The 24,158-nt window shown below is 67.5% G+C and carries 27 protein-coding genes; 11 read left to right on the top strand and 16 right to left on the bottom strand.

The window, feature by feature from the left end:
• Positions 1 to 49 precede the first annotated feature (49 nt).
• Positions 50 to 898, top strand: a complete 849-nt coding sequence (locus tag ACWDXS_RS30230) for a class I SAM-dependent methyltransferase (protein WP_378994100.1) — start codon at positions 50 to 52, stop codon at positions 896 to 898.
• Here ACWDXS_RS30230 and ACWDXS_RS30225 read toward each other — a convergent pair.
• Both ACWDXS_RS30225 and ACWDXS_RS30220 read right to left on the bottom strand, forming a co-directional pair.
• Positions 895 to 1,449, bottom strand: a complete 555-nt coding sequence (locus ACWDXS_RS30225; RefSeq protein WP_378994098.1) for a hypothetical protein — start codon at positions 1,447 to 1,449, stop codon at positions 895 to 897. The genes ACWDXS_RS30230 and ACWDXS_RS30225 overlap by 4 nt on opposite strands.
• Before the next feature lie 87 nt (positions 1,450 to 1,536).
• Positions 1,537 to 1,830 (bottom strand): hypothetical protein, encoded by a 294-nt coding sequence (locus ACWDXS_RS30220; protein ID WP_379314892.1) that lies wholly within the window; start codon positions 1,828 to 1,830, stop codon positions 1,537 to 1,539.
• A gap of 102 nt (positions 1,831 to 1,932) precedes the next feature.
• Between ACWDXS_RS30220 and ACWDXS_RS30215 the strand changes: the two genes are divergently transcribed.
• A complete protein-coding gene (locus ACWDXS_RS30215) occupies positions 1,933 to 2,964 on the top strand; it encodes a helix-turn-helix transcriptional regulator (RefSeq protein WP_378994094.1) in 1,032 nt (343 codons plus the stop codon).
• Between the two features lie 18 nt (positions 2,965 to 2,982).
• Here ACWDXS_RS30215 and ACWDXS_RS30210 read toward each other — a convergent pair whose 3' ends face one another.
• The 3 genes from ACWDXS_RS30210 to ACWDXS_RS30200 form a co-directional block, all read right to left on the bottom strand.
• Positions 2,983 to 3,153, bottom strand: coding sequence for a toxin-antitoxin system HicB family antitoxin (locus ACWDXS_RS30210; RefSeq protein ID WP_378637115.1), 171 nt, complete (start codon positions 3,151 to 3,153; stop codon positions 2,983 to 2,985).
• Between the two features lie 8 nt (positions 3,154 to 3,161).
• Positions 3,162 to 4,049: an SPFH domain-containing protein gene (locus ACWDXS_RS30205; protein ID WP_387448091.1), complete on the bottom strand. Its 888-nt coding sequence runs from the start codon at positions 4,047 to 4,049 to the stop codon at positions 3,162 to 3,164.
• Positions 4,050 to 4,115: 66 nt separating this feature from the next.
• Complete coding sequence (locus ACWDXS_RS30200; RefSeq protein WP_449970913.1) at positions 4,116 to 5,459, bottom strand: FAD-binding oxidoreductase; 1,344 nt, start codon at positions 5,457 to 5,459, stop codon at positions 4,116 to 4,118.
• A 71-nt stretch (positions 5,460 to 5,530) separates the two neighbouring features.
• Here ACWDXS_RS30200 and ACWDXS_RS30195 point away from each other — a divergent pair, with 71 nt between their 5' ends.
• Complete coding sequence (locus tag ACWDXS_RS30195) at positions 5,531 to 6,457, top strand: LysR family transcriptional regulator (RefSeq protein WP_449970910.1); 927 nt, start codon at positions 5,531 to 5,533, stop codon at positions 6,455 to 6,457.
• 10 nt (positions 6,458 to 6,467) lie between these two features.
• Here the strand turns inward: ACWDXS_RS30195 and ACWDXS_RS30190 are convergent, their stop codons facing one another.
• Positions 6,468 to 7,139 carry a pyridoxamine 5'-phosphate oxidase family protein gene (locus ACWDXS_RS30190; protein ID WP_449970907.1) on the bottom strand — a complete coding sequence of 224 codons (672 nt, stop codon included), beginning with the start codon at positions 7,137 to 7,139 and terminating at the stop codon, positions 6,468 to 6,470.
• 132 nt (positions 7,140 to 7,271) lie between these two features.
• On the opposite strand from ACWDXS_RS30190, the gene ACWDXS_RS30185 reads away from it, so the two are divergent.
• Positions 7,272 to 8,819 (top strand): acyl-CoA carboxylase subunit beta, encoded by a 1,548-nt coding sequence (locus ACWDXS_RS30185; protein WP_449971076.1) that lies wholly within the window; start codon positions 7,272 to 7,274, stop codon positions 8,817 to 8,819.
• A 7-nt stretch (positions 8,820 to 8,826) separates the two neighbouring features.
• Here the strand turns inward: ACWDXS_RS30185 and ACWDXS_RS30180 are convergent, their stop codons facing one another.
• Positions 8,827 to 9,717 (bottom strand): LysR family transcriptional regulator, encoded by an 891-nt coding sequence (locus tag ACWDXS_RS30180; RefSeq protein WP_378994076.1) that lies wholly within the window; start codon positions 9,715 to 9,717, stop codon positions 8,827 to 8,829.
• A 90-nt stretch (positions 9,718 to 9,807) separates the two neighbouring features.
• Between ACWDXS_RS30180 and ACWDXS_RS30175 the strand changes: the two genes are divergently transcribed.
• Complete coding sequence (locus ACWDXS_RS30175) at positions 9,808 to 10,650, top strand: oxidoreductase (protein WP_378994074.1); 843 nt, start codon at positions 9,808 to 9,810, stop codon at positions 10,648 to 10,650.
• 193 nt (positions 10,651 to 10,843) lie between these two features.
• On the opposite strand, the gene ACWDXS_RS30170 is transcribed toward ACWDXS_RS30175, so the two are convergent.
• Both ACWDXS_RS30170 and ACWDXS_RS30165 read right to left on the bottom strand, forming a co-directional pair.
• Positions 10,844 to 11,296 carry an ABA4-like family protein gene (locus ACWDXS_RS30170; protein WP_449970903.1) on the bottom strand — a complete coding sequence of 151 codons (453 nt, stop codon included), beginning with the start codon at positions 11,294 to 11,296 and terminating at the stop codon, positions 10,844 to 10,846.
• Positions 11,293 to 12,240, bottom strand: coding sequence for a hypothetical protein (locus ACWDXS_RS30165; protein WP_449970900.1), 948 nt, complete (start codon positions 12,238 to 12,240; stop codon positions 11,293 to 11,295). Before ACWDXS_RS30165 ends, ACWDXS_RS30170 begins: the two co-directional genes overlap by 4 nt.
• A gap of 102 nt (positions 12,241 to 12,342) precedes the next feature.
• Between ACWDXS_RS30165 and ACWDXS_RS30160 the strand changes: the two genes are divergently transcribed.
• Positions 12,343 to 12,984 (top strand): MerR family transcriptional regulator, encoded by a 642-nt coding sequence (locus ACWDXS_RS30160; RefSeq protein WP_449970897.1) that lies wholly within the window; start codon positions 12,343 to 12,345, stop codon positions 12,982 to 12,984.
• Between the two features lie 45 nt (positions 12,985 to 13,029).
• On the opposite strand, the gene ACWDXS_RS30155 is transcribed toward ACWDXS_RS30160, so the two are convergent.
• The 4 genes from ACWDXS_RS30155 to ACWDXS_RS30140 form a co-directional block, all read right to left on the bottom strand.
• A complete protein-coding gene (locus ACWDXS_RS30155) occupies positions 13,030 to 13,782 on the bottom strand; it encodes an amino acid ABC transporter ATP-binding protein (RefSeq protein ID WP_378994290.1) in 753 nt (250 codons plus the stop codon).
• 26 nt (positions 13,783 to 13,808) lie between these two features.
• Complete coding sequence (locus ACWDXS_RS30150; RefSeq protein WP_378994066.1) at positions 13,809 to 14,747, bottom strand: amino acid ABC transporter permease; 939 nt, start codon at positions 14,745 to 14,747, stop codon at positions 13,809 to 13,811.
• A 1-nt stretch (position 14,748) separates the two neighbouring features.
• Positions 14,749 to 15,654 carry an ABC transporter substrate-binding protein gene (locus ACWDXS_RS30145; protein WP_378637131.1) on the bottom strand — a complete coding sequence of 302 codons (906 nt, stop codon included), beginning with the start codon at positions 15,652 to 15,654 and terminating at the stop codon, positions 14,749 to 14,751.
• 126 nt (positions 15,655 to 15,780) lie between these two features.
• Positions 15,781 to 16,860 (bottom strand): isocitrate/isopropylmalate dehydrogenase family protein, encoded by a 1,080-nt coding sequence (locus ACWDXS_RS30140; protein WP_378994064.1) that lies wholly within the window; start codon positions 16,858 to 16,860, stop codon positions 15,781 to 15,783.
• Between the two features lie 81 nt (positions 16,861 to 16,941).
• On the opposite strand from ACWDXS_RS30140, the gene ACWDXS_RS30135 reads away from it, so the two are divergent.
• Both ACWDXS_RS30135 and trxA read left to right on the top strand, forming a co-directional pair.
• Positions 16,942 to 17,454 carry a 2'-5' RNA ligase family protein gene (locus ACWDXS_RS30135; RefSeq protein ID WP_449970892.1) on the top strand — a complete coding sequence of 171 codons (513 nt, stop codon included), beginning with the start codon at positions 16,942 to 16,944 and terminating at the stop codon, positions 17,452 to 17,454.
• 49 nt (positions 17,455 to 17,503) lie between these two features.
• On the top strand, positions 17,504 to 17,881 hold the full coding sequence (trxA, locus tag ACWDXS_RS30130; protein ID WP_056824580.1) for a thioredoxin: 378 nt from the start codon (positions 17,504 to 17,506) through the stop codon (positions 17,879 to 17,881).
• 71 nt (positions 17,882 to 17,952) lie between these two features.
• Here trxA and ACWDXS_RS30125 read toward each other — a convergent pair whose 3' ends face one another.
• Positions 17,953 to 18,372, bottom strand: a complete 420-nt coding sequence (locus tag ACWDXS_RS30125) for a 2-keto-3-deoxygluconate kinase (RefSeq protein ID WP_387448075.1) — start codon at positions 18,370 to 18,372, stop codon at positions 17,953 to 17,955.
• Positions 18,373 to 18,681: 309 nt separating this feature from the next.
• Here ACWDXS_RS30125 and ACWDXS_RS30120 point away from each other — a divergent pair, with 309 nt between their 5' ends.
• Positions 18,682 to 18,843, top strand: coding sequence for a DUF6191 domain-containing protein (locus tag ACWDXS_RS30120; protein WP_449971072.1), 162 nt, complete (start codon positions 18,682 to 18,684; stop codon positions 18,841 to 18,843).
• Positions 18,844 to 18,849: 6 nt separating this feature from the next.
• On the opposite strand, the gene ACWDXS_RS30115 is transcribed toward ACWDXS_RS30120, so the two are convergent.
• A complete protein-coding gene (locus ACWDXS_RS30115) occupies positions 18,850 to 19,626 on the bottom strand; it encodes an acyl-[acyl-carrier-protein] thioesterase (protein ID WP_378994058.1) in 777 nt (258 codons plus the stop codon).
• A 126-nt stretch (positions 19,627 to 19,752) separates the two neighbouring features.
• On the opposite strand from ACWDXS_RS30115, the gene ACWDXS_RS30110 reads away from it, so the two are divergent.
• On the top strand, positions 19,753 to 20,613 hold the full coding sequence (locus ACWDXS_RS30110) for a haloalkane dehalogenase (protein WP_378994056.1): 861 nt from the start codon (positions 19,753 to 19,755) through the stop codon (positions 20,611 to 20,613).
• 212 nt (positions 20,614 to 20,825) lie between these two features.
• Positions 20,826 to 21,164 (top strand): LGFP repeat-containing protein, encoded by a 339-nt coding sequence (locus tag ACWDXS_RS30105; RefSeq protein WP_378994054.1) that lies wholly within the window; start codon positions 20,826 to 20,828, stop codon positions 21,162 to 21,164.
• Between the two features lie 72 nt (positions 21,165 to 21,236).
• On the opposite strand, the gene polA is transcribed toward ACWDXS_RS30105, so the two are convergent.
• Positions 21,237 to 23,969, bottom strand: coding sequence for a DNA polymerase I (gene polA, locus ACWDXS_RS30100; RefSeq protein WP_379317170.1), 2,733 nt, complete (start codon positions 23,967 to 23,969; stop codon positions 21,237 to 21,239).
• Positions 23,970 to 24,158 lie beyond the last annotated feature (189 nt).

The following is a 24,158-nucleotide window of genomic DNA, read 5'->3' as shown; positions in this document are numbered from 1 at the left end:
GCCGAGCCGGGCAAACCACCCCCCGCACCACGCCGATACCCTGTTGGCCGTGTCCGACGACGAACGCCACGCGCAGGCCAACGCGCTGCTGGGTACCTCAGCAACCACCCGAACCAAGATCGATTCGCGCGACAGCGAGCGCGCGAATCGCCGCTGGTGGGACGCCGACGCCGAGCAGTACCACCAGACCCACGCCGACTTCCTCGGCGTCGACTCCCCGGGCGGCGAGTTCGTGTGGTGCCCGGAGGGCCTGCACGAGGGCGACATGGGTTTCCTCGGCGACGTGACCGGCAAGACGATCTTGGAGATCGGCTGCGGGTCGGCGCCGTGCTCGCGGTGGCTGGCCGGGCACGGCGCGTTCCCGGTCGGGCTCGATGTGTCGAAGGGGATGCTGGAGCGTGGCGTGGCCGCGATGGATCAGGGCGGACCGCGCGTACCCCTGGTTCAGGCGGGCGCCGAGGCGCTGCCCTTTACCGACGCGTCGTTCGATCTGGCCTGCTCGGCGTTCGGCGGGGTGCCGTTCGTCGCCGATTCGGCGCTGGTGATGCGTGAGGTGGCTCGGGTGTTGCGCCCGGGCGGGCGCTGGGTGTTCTCGGTGAATCATCCGATGCGCTGGATCTTCCCCGACGATCCGGGCGAAGCGGGTCTGACCGCCACGATCCCGTATTTCGACCGCACTCCTTATGTAGAGGTGGACGGCGACGGTGTGCCGACCTATGTCGAGCACCACCGCACGATCGGTGACCGGGTCCGCGAGATCGTCGGCGCCGGTCTGCACCTGGTGGACATCGTGGAACCGGATTGGCCGGAATGGCTCGACCGCGAATGGGGTCAGTGGTCGCCGCTGCGCGGGCAGATCTTCCCCGGGACCGCCATCTTCATCGCCGAAAAGCCCTAGAACTCGGGCAGCGCGGCGAACGAGGGGTCCACGCGCACGTTCGGCACGGTGTCGGCGACCCAGCGGCGCGCCCTGGTGAGCGCGTGATCGGGGAATTCGACATCGAAGCGGACGTCATCGGACAGCAGATAGGGCAACCGGCCGCGCAGACCGGGCGCGTACGGGTGGGGCGGGCACATCTCGTCGCGCCGAACCTGCCGGCCGATCAAGGTCTCGCGCGCACCGGGCACCCCGGTCTCGGGGCAGATCACCTGGAACACCGCCGAGCACCGGTCCTTGGGCACCACGATCGACGCCGCGAAAACCAGCTCACCGTGCGGGCCCGGCAGTTGGGTCTTCTCCACCCGCAGCAGGGCGGGCAACTGGTCCACCCACACCACGAAGGCCTCGATCAGGCAGCCGGTCCGGGCGTGGTGCTCGGCCAGCCGCCTGCGCAGCCGTTTCAGGTCGTGCAGGCGGGCGGGCAGGTCGGGCGTGCCGTTGACATAGGTCAACGCGACGACGTCACGAGTGGCCGGATTCCCCCAGGTCGTGTCGTCCAACTGTTGCATTCCAGGAATGTCGAACGAGATGGGCACCGGATCAATTTACCGGCGGATTCGAGTTCGGTTGTCCCCGTGGGGCGCCCGGCGCGTCGATCAGGCCGAAATCCGCTCGTCGACCACGTCGACGAGCCAGGCTTCGTGACTGATCACCATCGCGCGGCTGCGCGGGGTGGCGAGCACGGTCGCCAACGCGGCGCGGAACGCCTCGGCGGCCGCCCGATCGTCGAAATCGAGGTCGATGAGGACGCGGGGTGGTGTGCCCTCGACGCGGCCGACGCGGTAGGCGCGAACGCCGTTGTCGGCGCGGAAACGCTCGAACTGATCGAACGCGGCCTTCCAGTCGTCGTAGTCGCGAACGGTGTTGTCGATGTGCAGGGTGACGGTCATGGTGACCTCCGTGGTCGTGCTGGATGGGTAGCTCAATGGTCGGCCCGTTCTGGGCACCGGAACATCCCTGATCCTGGGGGTTTTCCGCCGTAGACTGGGTGCGTGCCGAGCACCTTGGCAGACCGGATCGGCCGTCTGTGCCGCGCCGGGCACTCCGCCAAACGATTGCGTGAACTCGTCCTGGTCGAGATCCGCGCGAGGATCCCGTTCACCGGCCATGTCTTCGCGCTCACCGATCCCGTCACCGCGGTCGCGACGGCGCCGCTCGCCGACGTCCCCGGCCTCGATCTCGCGCTGTTGCCCGACTTGATCCGCGCCCGGTACCTCACTGCGCTCAATCGCTGGGACACCGTGCGCGGCACCGGCGCCCATTCTTTGCTGGGCGCCACCGACGGCGACCCGGAACGCTCCCTGCTCTGGCGCACCGCCCAGCACGATCTCGGCGTCACCGACTCCGCCACCGTCACCTTCGCCGACCGCTACGGCTGCTGGGGCTTCCTCGAACTGCTCCGCTACAGCGAACCCCCGTTCACCACAGCAGAACTCGGTGAGCTGAGCACGCTGACAGCACCGGTCACCGCAGGCCTGCGCCGTACCGTCGGCGCCACCTTCGTCGAATCCGACGCCCAGCTCGCGTCGCTGGGCCCCGCGGTCGTCCTGCTCGACGACACCCTGCGGGTGCGTTCCCAAACGGCAGCCGCCGCAGATTCCCTCCTGCGCCTACTCCCCCCGGACGAACCGATTCCCCCCGTCCCCGCCTCGGTCTACAACGCGGCCGCCGCCCTGCTCGCCACCGAGGCCGCCGTCCCGCTCGGCCCCGCCGTCTCCCGCATCCACCTGGGCGGCAACCGCTGGCTCACCGTCAAAGCCGACCGCATCGGCCCCGACATCGCCGTGGCCCTGGAACCGAGCACCGCCACCGAACGCCTCGACCTGTTCGCCCGAGCCCACGCCCTCTCCACCCGGGAATCCCAGGTCCTGACGCTGCTGGCGACCGGCCTGGACTCCCACGAACTGGCCGCGGAACTGTTCCTCTCCGAACACACCGTCAACGACCACGTCAAAGCCGTCCTCGCCAAATCCGACACCCGAACCCGCCAACGCCTCCTCACCCGCGTTCTCGGAGTCGGCTGAGACGACATGATCGATCGACTAGTTGCGCTTGGGTTTTCGGCCTGCTTGGTCGAGGGCAAGGCGGAGGGCGTATTCGATTTGGGAGTTGATGCTGCGCAGGTCGTCGGCCGCCCACTTGGCTATTGCCTCGTGGACGGCCGGGTCGAGCCGTAGCAGGATCTTTTTGGGGTCCTTCTTCGGCTGGGTCATCGGGCGGCTCAGGAGTAGAGGGATCCGGTGTTGACCACCGGCTGGGTGGCGCGGTCGCCGCACAGGACGACGAGCAGGTTGGAGACCATGTTGGCCTTGCGTTCCTCGTCGAGTTCGACGGTGCCCTGTTCGGCGAGGCGATCGAGGGCGAGAGCGACCATGCCGACGGCGCCTTCGACGATCTGGGTACGGGCGGCGACGACCTGGGCGGCCTGTTGGCGGACCAGCATGGCCTGGGCGATCTCGGGGGCGTAGGCGAGGTGGGTGATACGGGCCTCGATCACCTCGATGCCGGCGGTGAGGGTGCGTTCGCGCAATTCGACGGTGAGTTCCTCGGCGACTTCGGCCCCGTCGCGAAGGCTGGTGCGGGAGTCGTCGTGGGCGTCGTAGGGGTGGGTGGTGGCGAGGTGGCGCACCGCCGCCTCGGACTGGGTCTCGACGTACTCCTCGTAGTCGTCGACGGCGAAGGCGGCCTTGAAGCTGTCGACCACCTTGTAGACGACCACCGCCGCGATCTCGACGGGGTTGCCGTCGGCGTCGTTGACCTTGAGCTTCTGGGTCTCGAAGTTACGCACGCGCAGCGAGATGGACTTGCGGTCGGTGAGCGGGACCACGGAAAAGAACCCGGGCTCGCTCACCGAGCCGATGTAGCGACCGAAGAAGGTGACGACCTTGGCCTCGTTGGGGTTGACGATGATCAGCCCGGTGGCGAGCAACCAGACGACCAGGATCACGACGACGGCGGCCACCGCGCCGATCCAGGCCAGTGCGCCACCGTTGTGCTGGGTGGCGGCGATGAACGCGAGAACGGCGGCGGCCCCGAACAACAGGGTGAACACCAGCCACCCCAGCACGACGACGAATCCATTGACGCGGAATGCGGACCGCAGCTCCATGACATCCTCCCGATATCTGAGTGATATCACTAAGATAGTAGATATCGAGAGGCCGAGCAAGCGGCGCTAGGAACCGGGGGCGATATTGCGGTTGGCGCGGAACATGTTTCGCGGGTCGTACTTCGCTTTCGCCGCCGCCAGCCAGCGGTAGGTATCCGGGGAGTAGCCTGCCGCGGTCTGGGCCTCGTCCGCCGCGCCGCCCGCACCGTAGAGGAACGCGAGACTGTGCCCGATCGTCCACGGCGCCAATGCTTCTCGCACCTTCGCGAGCCCTTCGGGTGCGGAGTCACCCTCGCCGGGGCCGGTGATCACCCGCACGATGTACTCCGCATCGCGATGATCGATCGAGGCCGGGCCACCGTGGCGCAGGGCCGCACCGAGATGGCGGATGTCGATGACCGCGTCGACCGATCCCCCCGGGGCCGTCAACGCGCGCAGCGCGGACAGACCCTGCGGGGTCAGCTCCGAGAGCAGCGCGTTGGTCGCGGCGTAGGCGTGCGGAAAAGGCGGGTCACTGTGGATGGTGTGTGATTCGGCGTAGGGCATCGTGCGCAGGTCCTCGTGCAGTCGAGGTCCGATCCGCCGCAACGGCGCGACCCACCGCTGCCCCTCCTCGTCCGGCCCGTCGAAGGCGATTCGGATCGAAGCGACGTGGCGGCCTCGCAAGGATTCCGGCACGGGCGGGATGTCGGGATAGGTCACCAGCGCGATCGTGGAGGTGAGCGCGCTCGGTACGGTCTCGGTCCAGGTGCGCCATGCCTCCAGCGCCGCGTCGACCAGGGGCGCGTCGAAAACCAGCTGACCACCATAGATTTCGGCGACGGGCACGAGATCGAGTTCGAGACCGGTCACGACGCCGAAGTTCCCGCCGGAGCCCAGTACCGCCCCGAACAACTCGTCGTCCGGGCCGAGCGAGCGCATCCTGCCGTCGGCGGTCACCAGTTCGACGCGGCGCACATGATCTGCGGCATAACCGAATTCACGGGCCAGCAATCCGAGCCCGCCGCCGAGCACATACCCGACGACGCCCACCGACGGCGACGACCCGTTCAACGGCGCCAGCCCGTACCGCGCGGCCGCCTCGACCAACGCGCCCGCCCGCACCCCGGCCCCGATGTGAGCGGTACGAGCCTGCGGGTCGACGGTGATGGCGTCCATGCGTCCGGTCGTGATGAGCACCCCGCCGTCGGTGGCTACCGACAGACCGTGTCCGGTCGCCTGCACGGCCACCGACAGCCCGCGCCGTGCGGCGAATTCCACGGCGGCGCGCACGTCCTGGCCGTGCTGGGCGCCGACCACGAACGCCGGACGGTGGGTGTAGGCGGTTTGGAAGCCGGCGATCTCCTCGGCGTACCCGGGGTCGTCCGGAGTGAAGACAGGACCAGTGAACTTCGTTGCGATATCGGTCATGTCTTCGACTCTGCTCGCCGAAGATGAATAAGTACAAGAGATAGATCTTCTATTATCTATAATCAATAATTATGGAACTGCGGCAGCTGCGCTACTTCGTGACGATCGTCGACGAGGGCGGGTTCACCAAGGCCGCCGAACGGCTGCACTTGTCCCAGCCCGGCCTCAGCACCCAGATCCGCCAACTCGAACGTGAACTCGGGCAACGTCTACTCGACCGCGGTGCGCGCACCGTGACACCGACCGACGTCGGCGCCGCGGTGCTCACACACGCACGCGCCGCCCTGGCCGCCGCCGACCGGATCGGCGACACGGTCGGGGAGTTCACCGGATTGCTGCGGGGTCAGGTCCGGCTCGGCATGATCTCCGGGGCAGCGTCGGAGGTCTTCGATGTCGCGGGCGTCCTCGCCGATTTCCACCACGATCATCCGCAGGTCGGGATCAGCCTCACCGAGGACACCGCGGAAAGGATGCTCGCCGCCGTCGAACACGGTGAACTCGACATCGCGTTGACCGGATTGACCGGCGCGCCAATAGATTCCGGCATCGGACTCGAGGTGATCCTGGAGACCGCGCTCGTCGCCGCCGTCGCCCACGATGCGCCCATCGACCCCGCCGAATCAGCGGGCTCCATCACCTTGGAAGCCCTCGCCGATCGCCGCCTCATCTGTCTCACCCGGGGCACCGGCCTTCGCGGGGTATTCGAACGCTCTTGCGCCGCCGCCGGTTTCACCCCGAACATCGCCTTCGAAGCCGCCGCTCCCCCGCTGCTCCTCGACCTTGCCGCACGCGGGCTGGGAACCGCCATCGTCCCAGCCCTCACCACCGCCGAAGCTGACGCCTTCGGCGTCCGATCCCTCGACATCGTCGACCCCACCATCCACGGCCGGCTGGCCCTGGCCTGGCGCACCGATCCCCCGCCCGGCCCGGCGGCGAAGGTGCTGCTCGGGCAACTGCGTATCGCCTTCGGCGGCCACACCTCCGCCGTCGATCGGTAGGCGCGGGCGGTCAGGGGGAAGACTTCAGGCGGGCGATTTCGGCCTCGAGCTCGGCGTTGCGGTGTTGTAGACGCTCGATTTCGGCTTCGAGAGGAGCGCGGCCCGCGCGCAGGTAGTCCTGGATCCACTCGGTGCGGTAGCGCGGGGTGATGTTCTTGGTGCAGTTCCGGTCGAACGCCTCGACCCGCACCACGAACGCCCGGTCCGAGCGTGCGTCGATCGGGCCCGCCGACGTGGTCAGGAGGCGGTCGAGCAGGCCGGGATCGTCGGCGCGTTCGACGACCTCGACCCGACCGAAGATCTTGACCCTGGTGCGCGTCGGGTAATCGATGAAGAACAGGGACACCCGATCGTCGATGTCGAGATTGCCCACAGTGACGAACTGGTTGTTACCCGCGTACTCGGCCCACGCGATCGTCGACGAGTCGAGTACATGCGCGAAACCTTGTGGACCGCCGCGATGTTGGATGTAGGGCCAGCCGGATCCGGTGACGGTAGCGAGGTAGAACGAGTCGGCCTGCCGGATCAGGCCCGCCACTTGGGGCTCCAGTTCTTCGGGCTCGCCGATGTCGGCGCCGTCGGCCATCCGCCTGCCGTGGACGGTGAAACCACCACCGCTGCGCTGGCGGCGCTCGGTGGCCGAGGAGAAGGCGATCGCTCCGTATCGGGTCGGCTTGTTCACCCCACCCACGGTACGACGCGTGATTCGTCAAGGATCAGTCCGCCGTGCCGCTGATGTCGGCGCGGACGTCAGCGCTACGCTTTGGCTAACCGATGAAGGAGAGCTCGACCAGGACGAGGAAGGGCGTGCGTGGTGGAGTCGACTACTGCTGCGAAACTGCAAGAGCTGCGGGACAATCTGAGGGCGGCGCGGGAACCCGCGGGGGATGCGGGGATAGCCAAGCGTGCGGCGAAAGGAATCCCCGGTCCACGCGAACGCATCGAAATACTTCTCGACCAGGGCAGTTTCACCGAAATCGGGGCGCTGGTGAAGCAACCAGGCGCGGCCGACGGACTCTACGGCGACGGTGTGGTCACCGGGCACGGCAGGATCGACGGGCGCCCGGTGGTGGTGATCGCCCACGACCAGACCGTGTTCGGTGGATCGGTGGGTGAGATGTTCGGGCGCAAGGTCGCGATGGCGATGGATCTCGCGGCCGATATCGCCTGCCCGTTCGTGGCGATCAACGACTCCGGCGGCGCCCGGGTGCAGGACGCGGTCACCTCGCTGGCCTGGTACGCGGAGATGAGCAGGCGCCAGACCCGGCTGTCCGGGGTGGTGCCGCAGGTGTCGGTGATGCTGGGCAAATGCGCTGCGGGCGCGGTGTATTCGCCGATCAACACCGATGTGCTGATCGCGACCGAGTCGGCGTACATGTTCGTGACCGGTCCCGAGATCATCCGCGAGACCACCGGCGAGGAAGTGACCCTCGACGAGCTCGGTGGCGCGTTCAACCAGGCGCACAACGGCAACATCCATCACGTGGCGGCGGACGAGAAGGCCGCTTTCGAGTGGGCACGAACGTATCTGAGCTTCATGCCGTCGAACTGCTACGAGCGTGCTCCCCTGATCAATCCCGGTCTGGAGCCGGCGATCACGGACTCCGACCGCGAACTCGATTCGCTGATACCGGATTCCGATCGCCGGGGCTACGACATGTACGAGATCCTGCTCCGGATCTTCGACGACGGGGAGTTCCACGAGATCGGCGACGGCGCCGCCCGCAATCTGATCACCGGATTCGCCCGGGTCGACGGGCGTAGCGTCGGTGTAGTCGCCAATCAGCCGCTGGTGGCCAGCGGCGCGATCGACGCGCGCGGGTCGGACAAAGCCGCGCACTTCATCCGCCTGTGCGACGCGTTCGACATTCCGCTGGTGTTCATCGTCGACACCCCGGGCGTGCTGCCGGGCGTGGAGGAGGAGAAGATCGGCGTCATCAAACGCGGCGGACGATTCTTCTACGCGGTCGTCGAGGCCACCGTTCCGATCGTCACCGTCGTGGTCCGCAAGGCCTACGGCGGCGGCTACGCGGTGATGGGGTGCAAGCAGCTCGGCGGCGACATCAACCTGGCGTGGCCGACGGCCCGGATCGCCGTGATGGGCGCCGAAGCCGCCGTGGGCCTGACCCAGCGCAAACAGCTGGCCGCCGTCCCCGAGGCAGACCGACCGGCCGTACGTCAGCAGATGGTCGACTTCTACAACGCCGCCGTCGCCACCCCGTGGATCGCCGCCGAACGCGGCTATATCGACGCGGTCATCGAACCGTCCACTACCCGGCTGGAAATCCGCAAAGCGCTGCGCCTGCTCGGCGACAAACACATCGAGCAGGCACCGCGCAAACACCGCCTGATGCCGTTGTAGAGCCGCGTCACCGCGCGGTGGCCAGCACGCACGCTTCCACATAGCCGGCGACGAGTGGACGGTTGTCGTCACGTCGCCAGGCCAGGGCGAGTTCGCAGGGACTCACGCCGGTGACCGGCCTGGTCACCACGCCGTCGTGGGCGACCAGCGCGGCGTTGCCGGTGGCGAGCAGGACGATGCCGTCGAGGTTCACGAGTGCCTCGTAGGTCTCTTCGGTGCTCGACACCTCGGCGCCGATGATCGCCGGTCGCCCGGCGCGTTCGTCGACGGCGAGCCAATAGTCGCGCAGGGGGCCCGCCGAGCGGGGCAACGCGAGGAAGGGCTCGTCGAGCAGGTCGGCGAACTCGATCCGGTCGCGCGCGGCGAGGTGGTGCGACTGTGGAAGGGCCACCAGCCGGGGTTCGGTCGCGACCACCAGCCAGCGGTAGCGGTCGCTGTCGAGCAGCGGCAGCCAGACGAAGGCCACGTCGCTGGCGCCGTCGGCCAGGCCGGCGGTCGGGTCGTCCCAACCGACCAGGCGCAGCACCGGTTTCGCGTGTGGAAACGCGGTGCTGAATCGGGAGCGCACGGCCGGCAGGATGCCTCGACCGGGACTGGTGCTGATGCCGATGGCCAGCGCGGCCTCCTCGGTGGCTTTCGCCGACTCCACCGCGGCCTCGGCGGTTTCCCAGGTCGCGAGGAGGCGCAGCGCGTGCGGCAGCAGCGCCGCGCCGACCGGGGTGAGGGTGACCGAGCGGGAATCACGCACGAACAGTGCCGCACCGAGGTGACTTTCGAGTCGGCGGATCTGTTTGCTGAGCGCGGGCTGCGAGATGTACAGCACCTCCGCGGCGGCGGTGAAGCTCAGGCGGTCGGCCACCGCGACGAAGTACCGCAGGTCGCGTCCGTGGACATCCATAACTCCTGGTTATCACAAAGGATCTTGGACTTCCATCTCGTCCGGGCGGAAGTATTGCGCACGAAACATCAACGGACACAGGAGAACCTGATGAGCATTCCGAAGATCTGGCTGGTCACCGGCGCGAGCAGCGGGTTCGGCCGCGCCATCGCACAGGACGCCGTCGACGCGGGCGATATCGTGATCGCCGTCGCTCGCCGCACCGCCGCCCTCGACGATCTGGTCGCCGCGCATCCCGATCAGCTCGAGACGATCGCGCTCGACGTCACCGATACCGCTCGCATCGACGAGGTCGTCGCCGATGTCGTCGCCCGCCACGGCCGCATCGATGTGCTGGTCAACAATGCCGGTCGCACCCATGTCGGCGCGGTCGAGGAAACCACCGAGGCCGAATTGCGCGGACTGTTCGACCTGCACCTGTTCGGCCCCGCCGCCCTCACCCGTGCGGTGCTGCCCCACATGCGCGCCCAGCGCGGCGGTGCGATCGTGCAGATGAGCAGTGTCGGCGGGCAGCTGTCCTTCGCGGGGTTCTCCGCGTACAGCGCCACGAAGTTCGCGCTGGAAGGGTTGTCGGAGGCACTCGCCGAAGAGGTGGCGCCGTTCGGCATCAAAGTACTGATCGTCGAACCCGGCGCCTTCCGTACGGGACTGTTCGGCCCCGGAGCCGCGGCGTTCAGTCCCGAGTCCGACGTTTACGCCGACACCGCGGGTGCCACCCGTCGCATGGTCGAGGGCGGCGACGGCACCCAGCCCGGCGACCCGGCCAAGGCCGCCGCCGCCATCCGCGTCGCCCTGTCCGCCGAGAAGTCGCCGCTGAGGCTGCCGCTGGGCGGCGATTCCGTCGACGCGGTCCTGGGCCACCTCGATGCCGTCCGCGATGACGTCCTCGCGTGGGAAAAGGTCTCCCGCGCGACCACTTTCGACGAAAGCTGAGGGCACACGCGCACCACACCGTGACGCACCGCTGCCGCGGCGGCGCTGCTCGAGCTGGAGTCTCCGAACCGGACGGTCATGGAGCTCTACTTCACCCGGGCCGGCGAACCGGAGCGCCTCGCCTGGCCGGGTAGCGCTCACCCGCCGCACGTGAACCACGTCTGCCGGACTCCTCGGAGTCCGGCAGACGGCACTACGCGCTGACCGCGCTCGCCCGCGGCACCGGCGAACTATCGCGTCGGGCGACCGCACGGACCAGCAGGTAGATCGGAAAGGCGATGGGCGACAACAGAATCGTGCCGACCAGCAGTGGGCCCATCAGCAACGGGTGGACGTTGCGCTCGCGACTGTCGAGGTAGATCCAGCGGCCGAGGAACAGGTCCCACGCGATGATCTGCGCCCACAGCGCGGTGAGCACGGCGGGGTCGGCGGCGGCCTCGGTGATGGCGGCCAGGGACGGCGATGTCACCAGCGACCACATCGCACCCAGCACCGGCATCGCGACGATCGCCCACACCACCAAGGGCACCAGCACAATCCACGGTGCGGAGATGATCGCGCGGGTCCAGCGCCACGTCGGGGCGAAGATCATCAGCGCCCAGAACGGCACCGTGACCCAGAACGACAGGTCGAACAGCGTGCTCATGCAGTAACCACCTTTCGGGTACCGGCCGCGCTCGCGACCGAGATCATTGCTCCGACAACTACTCCGGTGACGATCGCGGCCGCGGCAGTCAGCGTGGCCTGATCGGGGTGGATCAGCGGCTGCCCCCGCAACGCCTGCCAGGTGACCAGCGCGAGCACCGCCGCGTACCCGGCAGACGCGGTGATGATCAGGCCGAGCCGAACGCGCACCGACCGCAGCAACGGGATCCGTGGCGCCAGCACCACCAGCAGTGCCGCGAGCAACGGCAGTGCCTGGAGCGCGTGCATGCCGAAGAAGTGTGGAATGCGCAGGTCACCATCGGTGGTGCTCCACCCCGTGAGCGGCATGCCGGGCGTGCCGTCGGGAGCTCCGACCGTGTGCGCGCCCGCGATGCCCTCGACGCCGGATTCCCGCTGAGGCATCAGATTTCCCAGCGCCAGCCCGACCAAGGTGATCGCGATGCCGCAACGAATCGACCAGGTGATCGAGGCGTCACCGAGGCGTGCGCGCATCAAGCCGATCCCGATCACCAGGGTTGCCAGGAACAGGATGACGATGGTGGACCCCATGATCACCCAGAGGGTGCCGTCCAGGGCGGTGGTCATGTTGTAGTGGCTGCGGGTCCCGCGGATCACCTGCCCGAAGATGATCGCCTGTTCGATCACCCCGGCGACCACGATCACGGTGGCCATTCGCGACGCGAGCCGAGAAGGGTTGGGCCGCAACGACATCAACCATGCCAGCGCCACGCCGTAGAACACGAACGAGATCGCGAACTTGGTCGGCTTGAACCAGGCCGCCGACCCGGCGATCACCCGGTCGTCGACCAGCATCCCGATCAGGCCGACCACGACGAGCGCGGCATTGACGGCGGAGAAATACATCAGCGGGCGGTGCAGGGGGGCGTTGGGGCGGGGCAGCGAGGGGACGGTCAGGACTGACATTCGAATCTCCCAGAGATAGATAGCTATACTATCCGTTATGGATAGCTAGACTATCCGCTATGGGTGACGTAGGCAAGGGGTAGGAACAACACGGAGGTAAGAGTGCGAATCTCGGAGTTGAGTGATCGCAGTGGCATCGCGGTGGCGACCATCAAGTACTACCTGCGCGAGGGACTGCTGCCGCCGGGTGAACGCACCAGCCCCAACCAGGCCAGCTACGGCGAAGACCACCTGCGCCGACTCCGCCTGATCCGCGCGTTGATCGAGGTGGGCGGAATACCGGTCGCCACCGTCTCCGATGTGCTCGCCGCGATCGACTCCCCCGACATGCCGCTGTTTCATGTGCTCGGAGTGGCGCAGGACAGCCTGTCCACCCCGGTCCCCGCCGCCCATGACGCCGAATGGGATCGCGCCTACGAGGCCGTGCGCGCGGAGATGGACCGACGCGGCTGGGACATGAAACCCAGCCCGCAGGCCGTCGACACGCTCACCGGAGTGATCGTCCGACTCGCGCAACTCGGCTACCGGGACTGGGCCACCACCACCCTACCCACCTATTTCGACAGCTCGCGGGCAGTCGCGGAAACCGACGTAGCGGCCGCCCTGTCCGCGGGCGGGCGCGACGACATCATCGACGCGGTCGTCGTACTGACCGTCCTGGGCGACACCGCACTGGCCGCCATCCGCCGCATCGCCCAGGCCCAGGTCTCCCTGGAACGCCTGAAGAACCCAGAAACCCCGTAACGCACAGCGGCCCCGCGAGAATCCGCGGGGCCGCTGTGTCGTCTCTCAGAGCAGACGTGACAGGAAAGCCTGTGTCCGCTCGTGTTGCGGGTTGGCCAGCAGCTCACGCGGCGGGCCCGATTCCACGACCACACCGGCATCCATGAACACCAGCTCGTCGGCGACCTCGCGGGCGAAGCCCATCTCGTGGGTCACCACCAGCATGGTCATGCCCGAATCGGCCAGCTCCCGCATCACCGCGAGCACCTCACCGACCAGCTCGGGGTCCAGCGCCGAGGTCGGCTCGTCGAACAGCATCAGCTTGGGATCCATCGCCAGCGCTCGCGCGATGGCGACGCGCTGCTGCTGACCACCGGACAGCTGCGCCGGGTAGGCGTTGCGCTTGGCCGAGAGCCCGACCCGCTCGAGCAGCTCCTCGGCCCTGGCGACGGCCTCGGACTTACGGATCCCGCGCACCTGGATGGGCGCCTCGATCACGTTCTCCAGCGCCGTGCGGTGCGGGAACAGGTTGAAATGCTGGAACACCATGCCGATATCGCGACGCTGGATCGCGGCATCGCGCTCGTGCATCTCGTAGAGCTTGCCGTTCTTCTCCCGGTAGCCGACGAGATCGCCGTCGACGTAGAGCCTGCCCGCGTTCACCTGCTCGAGGTGATTGATGCAGCGCAGGAACGTCGACTTGCCCGAGCCCGACGGCCCGACCAGGGTCAGCACCTTCCCACGCTGGACCTCGAGCGAGATGCCCTTGAGCACCTGCAGCGCGCCGAAGCTCTTACACACCCGGTCAGCCAGGACCATCGGCGGGACTGCCACAACTGGTTCTGTCATTTCGCCTTCACCGCCGCCTGCGCTGTGGCCAGTTCCTGAAGCTGCTTGGCCGTCAGCTGCCGGGTGGCGCCCCGCGAGTAATAGCGTTCCAAGTAGTACTGGCCGACCATGAGCACGCTGGTGATCGCCAGGTACCAGGTGGCACAGACGAGCAGCAGCGGGATCGGCTGGAAGTTCACACCGTAGATGTCACGGGCGCGGCCGAACAAGTCGGTACTCAACGGAATCGCGGTGACCAGCGAGGTCGTCTTGAGCATGCCGATCAGCTCGTTGCCGGTGGGTGGGATGATCACCCGCATGGCCTGCGGCAGCACCGTGCGGCGCATTGTCTGCGTCCACGACATGCCCAGCGCCACCGAGGCCTCGCGCTGCCCCTCGCCGACGGAGTTGATACCCGCGCGCACGATCTCGGCCATGTACGCGGCCTCGTTGAGGCCGAGGCCGATCACCGCGAACAGGAACGCCGCCTGCAGGTGCTGCACATCGAAGTGGAAGAACTGCGGACCGAACGGCACACCGAGATCGATCTGCTTGTACAGCGAGGGAACCAGGCCCCAGAACACCAACTGCACGAACACCGGGGTGCCACGGAAGATCCACAGGTAGATCCACGCGGCGGTGCGCAGCACCGGGTTCGGCGACAGACGCATCACCGCGAGGACCGTGCCGAGGGCCACCGCGATCGCCATCGCGAGCACGGTGAGCTCCAGGGTGACGATCGCGCCGGCGGTAATCCGGCTGTCGAACAGGTACTTGCCGTAGGTATCCCACCGGTAGGCGGGATTCGTGGCGGCGCCGTAGACGAACAATCCCACCAGGATCAGGATGATTGCCGCCGCGATCCAGCGGCCCGGCCTGCGCAGCGGGACCGCCTTGATCGGTTCGGGTTCGGTGCCCGGTCCGGGCACCTCCACCGTGTCTTTCGCGTCGGTCACGTCAGCTCACTGCACCGTTGATCACCGAGGTCTTGATCTGACCGTCCTGCACACCCCAGTTGGTGGTGATCTCGCCGTACTTGCCGTTGTCGATCAGGTGCTGCAGCGCCTTCTGCAGCGCCGCCGCCAGCGGGGAGGTCTTCTGCACGGCCCAGCCGTAGGGCGCGGAATCGAACAGCGGGCCCGCGGCCTCGATCTTGCCTTCGCTCTGCTTGATCGCGTACGCGGTCACCGGGGAATCGGCCGACATCGCGTCGACCTGGCCGAGCACCAACGCGTTGGTCGCGGCGCTCTGCTCGTCGAATGCCTTCATTTCGATGGCGGGCTTACCTTCGGCGACGCACTTGGCGCTCTTGGCGGGAATCTCGTCGGTGTGCTCGACCGTAGTGGACTGTACGGCGACCTTCTTGCCGCACGCATTGTTCGGATCGATCGCTTTACCGGTTTGCTGGGCCCACTGGATACCCGCGGAGAAATAGGTCGTGAAATCGACCTGCTGTTCGCGTTCGCGCGAATCGGTGATCGAGGACATACCCACGTCGTAGGTCCCTGCCTGAATGGCGGGAATGATCTTCTCGAACGAGGATTCGACATAGTCGACCTTCAGTCCGAGGGTGCTCGCGACGGCGTCGAGGAGGTCTACATCGAAGCCGACGATCTTGCCGCTCGCGTCCTTGTACTCGTTCGGCTGGTACGGCACGTTCACGCCGACGACCAACTTGCCTGCCTGCTTCACCTTGTCGGGGACCGCCGCGGCGAGCGCGTCGACCTTCTCCGCCGACACCTTGTTCACCGAGGCGCCGTCGCCCTCGGTGTTCTCGGCGCAGCCGGTCAACAACAACGCACCGCCGGCGACGGTACACAGCAGCCGCACGGCGCCACGGCCGAGGACAGTTCGAACAGACAAAGGAGCCTCCACATTTCACGTCGACGCCGGCCACGTGTCAGCGCCTGTTTGGCAATGTATGCGAACCGGACACAGCGTGGTGCGACAGTAACCGAAGATTAATCAGCCGATGTGAAAGGGGTCCCTTCACCTCCGGTGCACGCGAGCCCGTACCTGCTCGGTGAATTCGCTGGTGGAAGCCAGACCGCCGAGATCCGCCGTCGCGATTCCGGCGGCCAACGTGGCCGCCACCGCACGGGTAATTCGGTCGGCGGCATCATGGAGCGGACTATTGTCGTCACGAACTGCCAACCAGCGCAACAGCATTGCCGCCGACAATTGCAACGCGGCGGGATTGGCCCGATTGTGCCCCGCCAGACCGGGCGCCGCGCCGTGCACAGCCTGTGCCATCGCGCGCGTGTCGGAGCAGTTGAGCGAGGCGGCCATGCCGAGTGAGCCACTGAGTTCACCGGCCAGATCCGAGAGGATGTCACCGAACAGGTTCTCGGTGACGATCACGTCGAACTCGGCGGATGAGCGAACCAGGTGCGCCGCCATCGCGTCGACGTGTTCGTCGTCGACCGTCACGTCCGGATACTGCTCGGCCACTGCGTAACAGACGTCACGGAACAGGCCGGTCGTCATCGGCAGCACATTGGCCTTGTGCACCACGGTGACCCGCTTGCGCCTGCCCTGCGCGAGCCGCAGCGCCTGATGGGCGATCCGCTCGCACGCCGTGCGGGTGATCACCGCGACCGCCATCGCCACGTCCTCGGTGGGACGGAACTCCCCCGACCCGGCGAACATATTGCGGTCCGCGTAGAAGCCCTCGCTGTTCTCCCGGACGATCACCAGATCGATGTCGGGCGCCATCGCGCGCACGCCGGCGAAGGCGGCGGCAGGGCGGATGTTCGCGTAGAGCTCGAGCCGTTTGCGGATGATGCCGCCCGGTGCCACGCGCATGTCCGACGGGTAGGAGGCGTTGTCGTGCGGACCGAGAATCCAGGCGTCGAGATCCTCGAGAGCGGTCAGGGTCTGTTCCGGCAGCGGGTGGCCGTAGGCGGCGATCGCCTCGTGCCCGATCAGCAGCGGCACCCACTCCACCGGCGCGAGCCCGGCCGCGCCGATCGCTTCGTCGACCACCGCCCGGGTCGCGGCCACCACCTCGGGGCCGATTCCGTCGCCGTCGATCACACCGAGTCGCAGGTTCGCCTTCACACCGTTCACTCCCCCATCCTCGCGCGTGTCCGGACCGGATCGAGCGAGTGGGCGGTGCGGACACGCCGCAGCGACTAGTTTCTGCAGATCATGGTGCAGTCGGTGGAGTTGCTCCTCGACGAGGGCGGCGAGACAGAGATCCGCAGGCAATGGGCGGTTCTTGCCGAAGCAGGCCTGGGCAATCCCCACCCCGGGACCGCTCGGCCGCACATCACCGTCGCGGTGGCGCGCGAGATCTGGCCGCGCATCGACCACGCGCTCGAGCGGCTCGCGTTCGAGCCGCTGCCGATCCGTTTGGGCGGGCTGCTCGTCTTCGGGGCGCGCCGGCCGATCCTGGTCAGGGCGGTCGTCGTCACCGCGGACCTGCTCGCCCTGCATCGCCGGGTCAGCGAGGTGGTCTCACCCTGCCCCGGCGTACCGGCGACCATGGCTCCCGGCGCGTGGACACCGCACGTGACCCTGGCGCGGCGCGTGCCCCCCGAACGGCTCGGCGACGCGGTGCGGACGGTCGCGGCCGACACCGATTTCCGGTCGCTGATCGTGGGGATTCGCCGCTGGGACGGGGAGGCGCGGCAGGAGCGAATCGTGATCGGGGGAAGATAGTAGGACGCCCCGGCGTTACAGCCGAGGACACCGACAAGGAGAGGACGTCATGGCCACCCAGACGCTGACCCAGCAGAACTTCGACGAAGTCATCACCGGAAACGACGTGGTCCTCGTCGATTTCTGGGCTTCCTGGTGCGGTCCGTGCCGCAGTTTCGCACCGACCTACGAGACCTCGTCGGAAAAGCACACCGACGTCGTCTACGGCAAGGTCGACACCGAGGCCGAGCAGGGACTCGCCGCGGCCGCCAACATCCAGTCGATTCCGACCATCATGGCCTTCCGCGAGGGCGTACTCGTCTTCGCGCAGCCGGGCGCGTTGCCGCCCGCCGCGCTCGAGGACCTGGTGACCCAGATCAAGGATCTGGACATGGACGAGGTGCGCAAGCAGATCGCCGAGCAGCAGGAATCCTCTCCCGCCGAATAGTCCGGCGCCGAGAACACACAGGGCCCGTTCACCTTTCGAGTGAACGGGCCCTTGTGCGTGTTCGGGTGGTGTCAGCCCGCGAGCAGGTTGACGCCGGCGATCATGGCGCGCACGGTCGATTCCGCGCTGCCGGCGGCGGTGGCCACCGCCCAGCCGCGCCTGCCGTTGAACTCGCACTGCATGAAGGTGGCGGTGCCGTCGGCGGTCGGGCGCTGATGGAAGTGCAGGATCTCGAGGGGGTAGCCCTCGTCGTAGAGCGCGGAGGTCATCGCGGCAACGGGACTGCCGGTGGCGATGACGGTGCGCAGGTGGTCGGCGAATTCCAGGGTGGCGGTGAAATCCGTTCCGGAACAAGACCATTCGCGCAAGGCGATGGATCCGTCGGCGCGGGTGTACCGGTCGAGGAAGGCGGCGGGGTCGAGGTCGGTGAGCTCGGCGCGCAGGCCCTTGGGGGCAGCGGCGAACAGGGCATGGTCCAGTGTCAGCGTCATTGCAGGTGAGGTCTTCCCGAAGATGTCTTCGTTGGCAGGTGGGACCAGCAGAACGATGAAAAGCAGCCCGCAGCGTAGGGGCTGGTCCGAATCAGACCCCGCTACGGCGGGTTACTACGAGAAGAATTCGCCGTGAGGCTGCCTGCGCGGTCTGCGCAGCAGCGACCGCGAGGTCGCGGTCAGCGACTAGCAGCGCGGCACAGCGGGCGGGATTCGGCACGCAGTCGAGAATAGGGCGATCATCGCGAAACCGCAACCTGGTTCACTGCCCGGAGTGTCTACCGGTGAGTACCATCACCGCAGCTCAGGATCGGTAACGTCGGCCCCCGCGACGGCGATGGGTACCGTATCGGGTTAGAACAGCGGCAGAGCACGCTGATGCACCGGGAGGACCCTTCGGAGGGTGCCCCGCCGCGGGATCGGGTGAATCTGGCGGGCGGGTCGGCGCGGCTCGTCGCCCGCGAGCGCTGAATCCGGTCAGCGCCGCGACGCTGCACCGGTCAGGGGTTCCACCGAGGCGAGGGCGCGGGCCGAACCGTCGACGTCGACCTGGACCCGCAGGCGCTCGGGTTGCGAACTCGTCCGCAACACCACTTTGTCGCCCATCATCACCGGGCCGACGTGTTCGACGATCGCGCGGTACGGCAACCGATGACGGTCCGGGTGCGCGGCGAGCGCTTCCTCCATGGCCTCCCAGTACACCGCGTTGTTGACATGGCCGAGCCGGTCGACGTCGGTGACGCGCAGCGGGAACGGCACCTCCTCCACCTCCGCGACGTCGAGTTCGGTGAGCGCGGCTTTCCAGCGCAGGCGATGTTCGGTGGTGCCGGCCAGCATCGGCGCCATGAACGCGTCGCTCATCCGCGCGGGACGGCCGGCGACGGGGTCGATGTGGATCAGGAACGCCGCGGCCTCGATGTGCCCGCCCTTCTCTCCGCGCAACCGAATGCGCATGTCGCACCAACGATTCGAGAGCGCGTCGGCCCAGCGGCGGAGCTGGACGCGGTCGCCGAACATGATCGGCTCGTACACGTCGATCACCGTGCGCCGCACGATCCAGGCCTGATGGGTGTCGCCGTCCTCCACCGCGTCGAGATGATCGAACCCGATGTCCTGCAGGTAGCGCGCCACCGCGTCGAGCCGCAGCCGGTCGTCGCCATCGGTGTCGCCGAGTCGTACCGGCCACGACATCGCGAAGGCCTGCTCGATATCGGGGCAGTCGGGCAGCGGGGTCGCGATGACGGGCTCGGTCATAGGGCCGATGCTGCCACACCGGTGTCGCCAGTGACACGCGCCTCAGTACGGATCCGCCGAAGGCATTGAATCACTACGATTTTCGGCCGTAGGGTCGGTTCGACGCCGGACGACAGGATGGATGCGATGCTGATCGATTTCACGCCGGACAAGGCGCTGTACCCCTTCGAATCCCGCTGGTTCGAATCGTCGGCGGGCCGGGTGCACTACATCGACGAGGGCTCCGGGATCCCCATCCTTTTCTGTCACGGCAGCCCCACCTGGAGTTTTCTCTACCGCAAGATCATCGGTCAGCTGGGCGACCGGTTCCGGTGCGTAGCAGTCGACTACCCGGGCTTCGGACTGTCCGAACGACCACCCGGGTACGGCTACACGATCGCCGAACATGCCGCCGTGGTCGGCGAGCTCGTCGACCATCTCGGGCTCGACCAGTTCGTCGTCATGGGCCAGGACTGGGGCGGACCGATCGGCGCCGCGGTCGGCGCCGATCGAGCCGATCGGGTGCGCGGGCTGGTGCTCGGCAACACCCTGTTGTGGCCGACGGATACCTGGCCGCAGAAGGCGTTCAGCCGGGTCATGAGCAGCTCGCCGATGCAGCGGCGGATTCTGCGCGACAACCTTCTCGTCGAGCGTTTCCTGCTCGGTGAGCTGCGGAACACGATCAGCGAGGCCGAGGCCGATCACTACCGTGCGGTGCAACCTTCACCCGAAGCGCGGCGCGGGATCGCCGCGATGCCCGGGCAGATCCTGGCCGCTCGCCCCTTCCTCGAACAGCTGGCGATCGATGTGCCCGCCCGGCTCGGCGCCACACCGACGCTGCTGATCTGGGGCATGAAGGATATGGCGTTCCGTCCCGCCGCGTTCCTGCCACGAATGCGCGACACGTTCACCGACCACCGGGTCCTCGAGCTGCCCGACGCCAGACACTTCATCCCCGAACACGAGCCCGGCAAGATCGCCGAAGCTATCGTCCAGCGTTTTCGCTGACGCCGCCCCGACCGCTTCCTCGCGAGGCAGCGGGGCACTCCGTCGGCAGCGAGCGGTGCGCCGGTTTCCGCGATCGACCGTGAGCGAATCGCTGGCTAATAAAATGTGACCAGATTGTGAATCTCCCGCGAGTCGCCGCCGAGAACGGCCGATCGCACGGTAGCGTCGCGGCCGCTAGGCCAATTGTTACTGCGTGAAAGGAATTGTTCGACATGGCATTCGAAGTCACTGGGGCTATCGGCGATCACTACAACGAAGCCGGTGGCGCGTCCAGCCCGCTGGGTGAGCCGACCTCGGCAGAGCAGGACGCCGCCAACGGTGGCAAGTTCCAGGAATTCACCGGCGGAGTCATCTACTTCAAGCTCCCGACCGGGGCCAAGACCGTGTACGGCGCCATCCGTCAGGCATGGGAAGCCGAAGGCGGCGCGGGCGGCCGGTTCGGCTACCCGACCTCCGACGAACAGGACATCGAAGGCGGCAAGATCAGCCACTTCGAGAACGGCTCGATCAGCTACTCGATCGCCGATGACGCTGTGACGGTCAACGCGTAACTCGCGTTCCCGCTACGCCACGAGGGGCGCCTCCCCGGCCGGGGAGGCGCCCCTCGTGCTGTGCGGACCAGCTCAGTGCGCGGCCGAATCCCAGCTCCGGCCGGTACCGACGGAGACGGTGAGCGGGACCGAGAGGTCGATCGCGGCCGACATCTGTTCGCGCGCAAGGGCCTCGAGGGCCTCGCGTTCGCCGTCGGCGACCTCGAAGACCAGTTCGTCGTGGATCTGCAGCAGCATCCGCGAGCGCAGGCCCGCTTCGCGGATCGCGTTCTGCACGTTGATCATCGCGACCTTGATGATGTCGGCGGCGGTGCCCTGGATCGGCGCGTTCAGTGCCATCCGCTCGGCGGATTCACGGCGCTGACGGTTGCTGGAATCCAGGTCGGGCAGGTAACGCCTGCGGCCGAACAGCGTTTGGGTGTAGCCGACCTTGCGGGCCTGGTCGACGACGTCGGACAGGTAGTCGCGGATGCCGCCGAAACGGTCGAAGTACACGTCCATCTGCTCTTTGGCCTCGGTGGTGCTGATCTTGAGCTGGGCGCTCAAGCCGTAGGAGCTCAGACCGTAGGCGAGACCGTAGGACATGGCCTTGATCCGGCGGCGCAGCTCGGAGCTCACCTCCGCGATCGGGATGTCGAAGGCCTTCGATGCGACGAAGGTGTGCAGGTCCTCGCCGGAATTGAAGGCCTCGATCAGGCCCGCGTCCCCGGACAGGTGCGCCATGATGCGCATCTCGATCTGGCTGTAGTCGGCGGTCATGAGTTCGGCGAAGCCGGGGCCGACCACGAAGGTGTCGCGGATCTGGCGGCCGGTGTCGGTGCGGATCGGGATGTTCTGCAGGTTCGGCTCGGTCGAGGAGAGGCGACCGGTGGCGGCGATGGTCTGGTTGAACGTGGTGTGCACGCGGCCGTCGTCGGAGACCGACTTGAGCAGGCCGTCGACGGTCACCTTGAGCCGGGTCGCGTCGCGGTGGGCCAGCAGGTGTTCCAGGAACGCGTGACCGGTCTTCTCGAACAGCGATTCCAGCGCGTCGGCGTCGGTGGTGTAGCCGGTCTTGGTGCGCTTGGTCTTCGGCATGTCGAGCTCGTCGAACAGCACCACCTGCAACTGCTTGGGCGAGCCGAGGTTGATCTGCTTGCCGATCACCTCGTACGCGGAGTTCGCGGCCTCGGTGACGCGGTCGGCGAACTGCTGCTGGAGGTTCTCGAGCTGGGCGACGTCGACCGCGATGCCCGCTTCCTCCAGTTGACCGAGCACGCCGAGCAGCGGCAGCTCCATCTCCGTGAGCAGTGGGGTCGATTCGATGGCTTCGAGTTCGGTATCCAGGGCGACGGCCAGGTCGGCGACCGCGCGGGCACGCAACATCTCCTCGCGGGCGATATCGGCGGCGACAGTGTCCTCGTCGTCGAGCAGGGACAGCTGGCCCGTGTCGCCGGTCTCGACGCGCAGTTCGCGCTTGAGATAGCGCAGTGACAGATCGTCGAGGTTGAAGCTGCGCTGACCGGGGCGGACCAGGTAGGCCGACAGGGCGGTGTCGGTGGCGAGACCGCCCAGGGTGAAGCCGCGCCCGCGCAGTGCGTGCCCGGCGGACTTGGCCTCGTGCAGCGCCTTGGGCACCTCGGGATCGGCCAGCCAGGTGGCCAGCGCCGTCTCGTCTTCGGGGGTGAGGACGGTCAGGTCGATGTAGCCGCCCTCGCCGTCGGCGGCGGCGATCGCCAGTGCCCGCGCGTCACCGTGCACCGGCGTCCCGGTCCCGACGATCGAGAGGCCATGGCGCACACCGGCTTTCGCGTGCTCGGCCAACCAGTCGGCGACCGCGCCCTGATCGAGGGCACCACCGCTGATCTCGAAACCCGACTCGGCTTCCGGCTCCGGGGAACCGAGGGTGTCGAACAGCCGGTCGCGCAGGACCCGGAACTCGAGGTCGTCGAAGAGCTGGTGGATCTTGTCGCGGTCCCACGGCGCCTTGATCAGCTGGTCGGGGGTGTAGGGCAGCGGCACCTCGCGCACCATCTCGGTGAGCTGGCGGTTGAGCACCACACTCGACAGGTTCGCCCGCAGGGAGTCGCCGACCTTGCCCTTCACCTGATCGACGCGGTCGACCAGGGTGGCGAGGTCGCCGTATTCGCGGATCCACTTGGCGGCGGTCTTCTCCCCCACGCCGGGAATGCCGGGCAGATTGTCGCTCGGGTCGCCGCGCAGAGCCGCGTAGTCGGGATACTGCGCGGGCGTGAGGCCGTATTTGGTCTCCACCTCCGCCGGGGTGAAGCGGGTGAGATCCGAGACGCCCTTCTTCGGGTAGAGCACGGTGACGTCGTCGTTGACCAGCTGGATCGCGTCGCGGTCGCCGGTGACGATGAGGACCCGGTAGCCCTGTGCCATCGCCTGGGTGGTGAGAGTGGCGATCACATCGTCGGCCTCGTAGCCGTCGATGGCCATCACCGGGATGCCCATCGCGCCGAGCACGTCCTTGGTGAGTTCGACCTGCCCACGGAACTCGTCGGGGGTGGCACTGCGATTGGCCTTGTACTCCGGGTACGCCTCGGTGCGGAACGTCTTGCGCGACACGTCGAACGCCGCGGCCACATGGCTCGGTTTCTCGTCGCGCAGCAGATTGATCAGCATCGAGGTGAATCCGTACACCGCGTTGGTGGTCTGACCCGTGACAGTCTTGAAGTTCTCCGCCGGTAGCGCGAAGAACGCGCGATAGGCGATCGAATGCCCGTCGAGGAGCAGCAGCGTAGGCCGCTCACCCTCCGGGGCGGTGGTCGTTGTCGATGCCTGCGCAGTCGTCGGTGAACTCACCCGAGTGAGTCTAGGGACACCCTCCGACAGACACGAACACCGCCATCACCGCACTCCAGCCCCCCACCCGCGACCCCTAGGGAGCGGCGGCCACGCAGTGGCCGGTCGCGGCCGGGTCGCCGGTTAGCCGCCGGGGCGTAGGCGACGAAGGAGCAGTCAAGGACATTCTGAAGCCCGGCGTCTATTCGG

Source organism: Nocardia sp. NPDC003183, assembly GCF_053590715.1.
Note: the sequence above shows the minus strand (reverse complement) of the source record. Positions and strands in the feature narration are given on the sequence as shown.

Bases quoted from the DNA above. Each gene is read 5' to 3' on its own strand.
- ACWDXS_RS30225 (WP_378994098.1), bottom strand. From the start codon at position 1,449: ATGCAACAGTTGGACGACACGACCTGGGGGAATCCGGCCACTCGTGAC.
- ACWDXS_RS30220 (WP_379314892.1), bottom strand. From the start codon at position 1,830: ATGACCGTCACCCTGCACATCGACAACACCGTTCGCGACTACGACGAC.
- ACWDXS_RS30210 (WP_378637115.1), bottom strand. From the start codon at position 3,153: ATGACCCAGCCGAAGAAGGACCCCAAAAAGATCCTGCTACGGCTCGAC.
- ACWDXS_RS30205 (WP_387448091.1), bottom strand. From the start codon at position 4,049: ATGGAGCTGCGGTCCGCATTCCGCGTCAATGGATTCGTCGTCGTGCTG.
- ACWDXS_RS30200 (WP_449970913.1), bottom strand. From the start codon at position 5,459: ATGACCGATATCGCAACGAAGTTCACTGGTCCTGTCTTCACTCCGGAC.
- ACWDXS_RS30195 (WP_449970910.1), top strand. From the start codon at position 5,531: ATGGAACTGCGGCAGCTGCGCTACTTCGTGACGATCGTCGACGAGGGC.
- ACWDXS_RS30180 (WP_378994076.1), bottom strand. From the start codon at position 9,717: ATGGATGTCCACGGACGCGACCTGCGGTACTTCGTCGCGGTGGCCGAC.
- ACWDXS_RS30175 (WP_378994074.1), top strand. From the start codon at position 9,808: ATGAGCATTCCGAAGATCTGGCTGGTCACCGGCGCGAGCAGCGGGTTC.
- ACWDXS_RS30170 (WP_449970903.1), bottom strand. From the start codon at position 11,296: ATGAGCACGCTGTTCGACCTGTCGTTCTGGGTCACGGTGCCGTTCTGG.
- ACWDXS_RS30165 (WP_449970900.1), bottom strand. From the start codon at position 12,240: ATGTCAGTCCTGACCGTCCCCTCGCTGCCCCGCCCCAACGCCCCCCTG.
- ACWDXS_RS30155 (WP_378994290.1), bottom strand. From the start codon at position 13,782: ATGGTCCTGGCTGACCGGGTGTGTAAGAGCTTCGGCGCGCTGCAGGTG.
- ACWDXS_RS30135 (WP_449970892.1), top strand. From the start codon at position 16,942: ATGGTGCAGTCGGTGGAGTTGCTCCTCGACGAGGGCGGCGAGACAGAG.
- trxA (WP_056824580.1), top strand. From the start codon at position 17,504: ATGGCCACCCAGACGCTGACCCAGCAGAACTTCGACGAAGTCATCACC.
- ACWDXS_RS30125 (WP_387448075.1), bottom strand. From the start codon at position 18,372: ATGACGCTGACACTGGACCATGCCCTGTTCGCCGCTGCCCCCAAGGGC.
- ACWDXS_RS30115 (WP_378994058.1), bottom strand. From the start codon at position 19,626: ATGACCGAGCCCGTCATCGCGACCCCGCTGCCCGACTGCCCCGATATC.
- ACWDXS_RS30110 (WP_378994056.1), top strand. From the start codon at position 19,753: ATGCTGATCGATTTCACGCCGGACAAGGCGCTGTACCCCTTCGAATCC.
- ACWDXS_RS30105 (WP_378994054.1), top strand. From the start codon at position 20,826: ATGGCATTCGAAGTCACTGGGGCTATCGGCGATCACTACAACGAAGCC.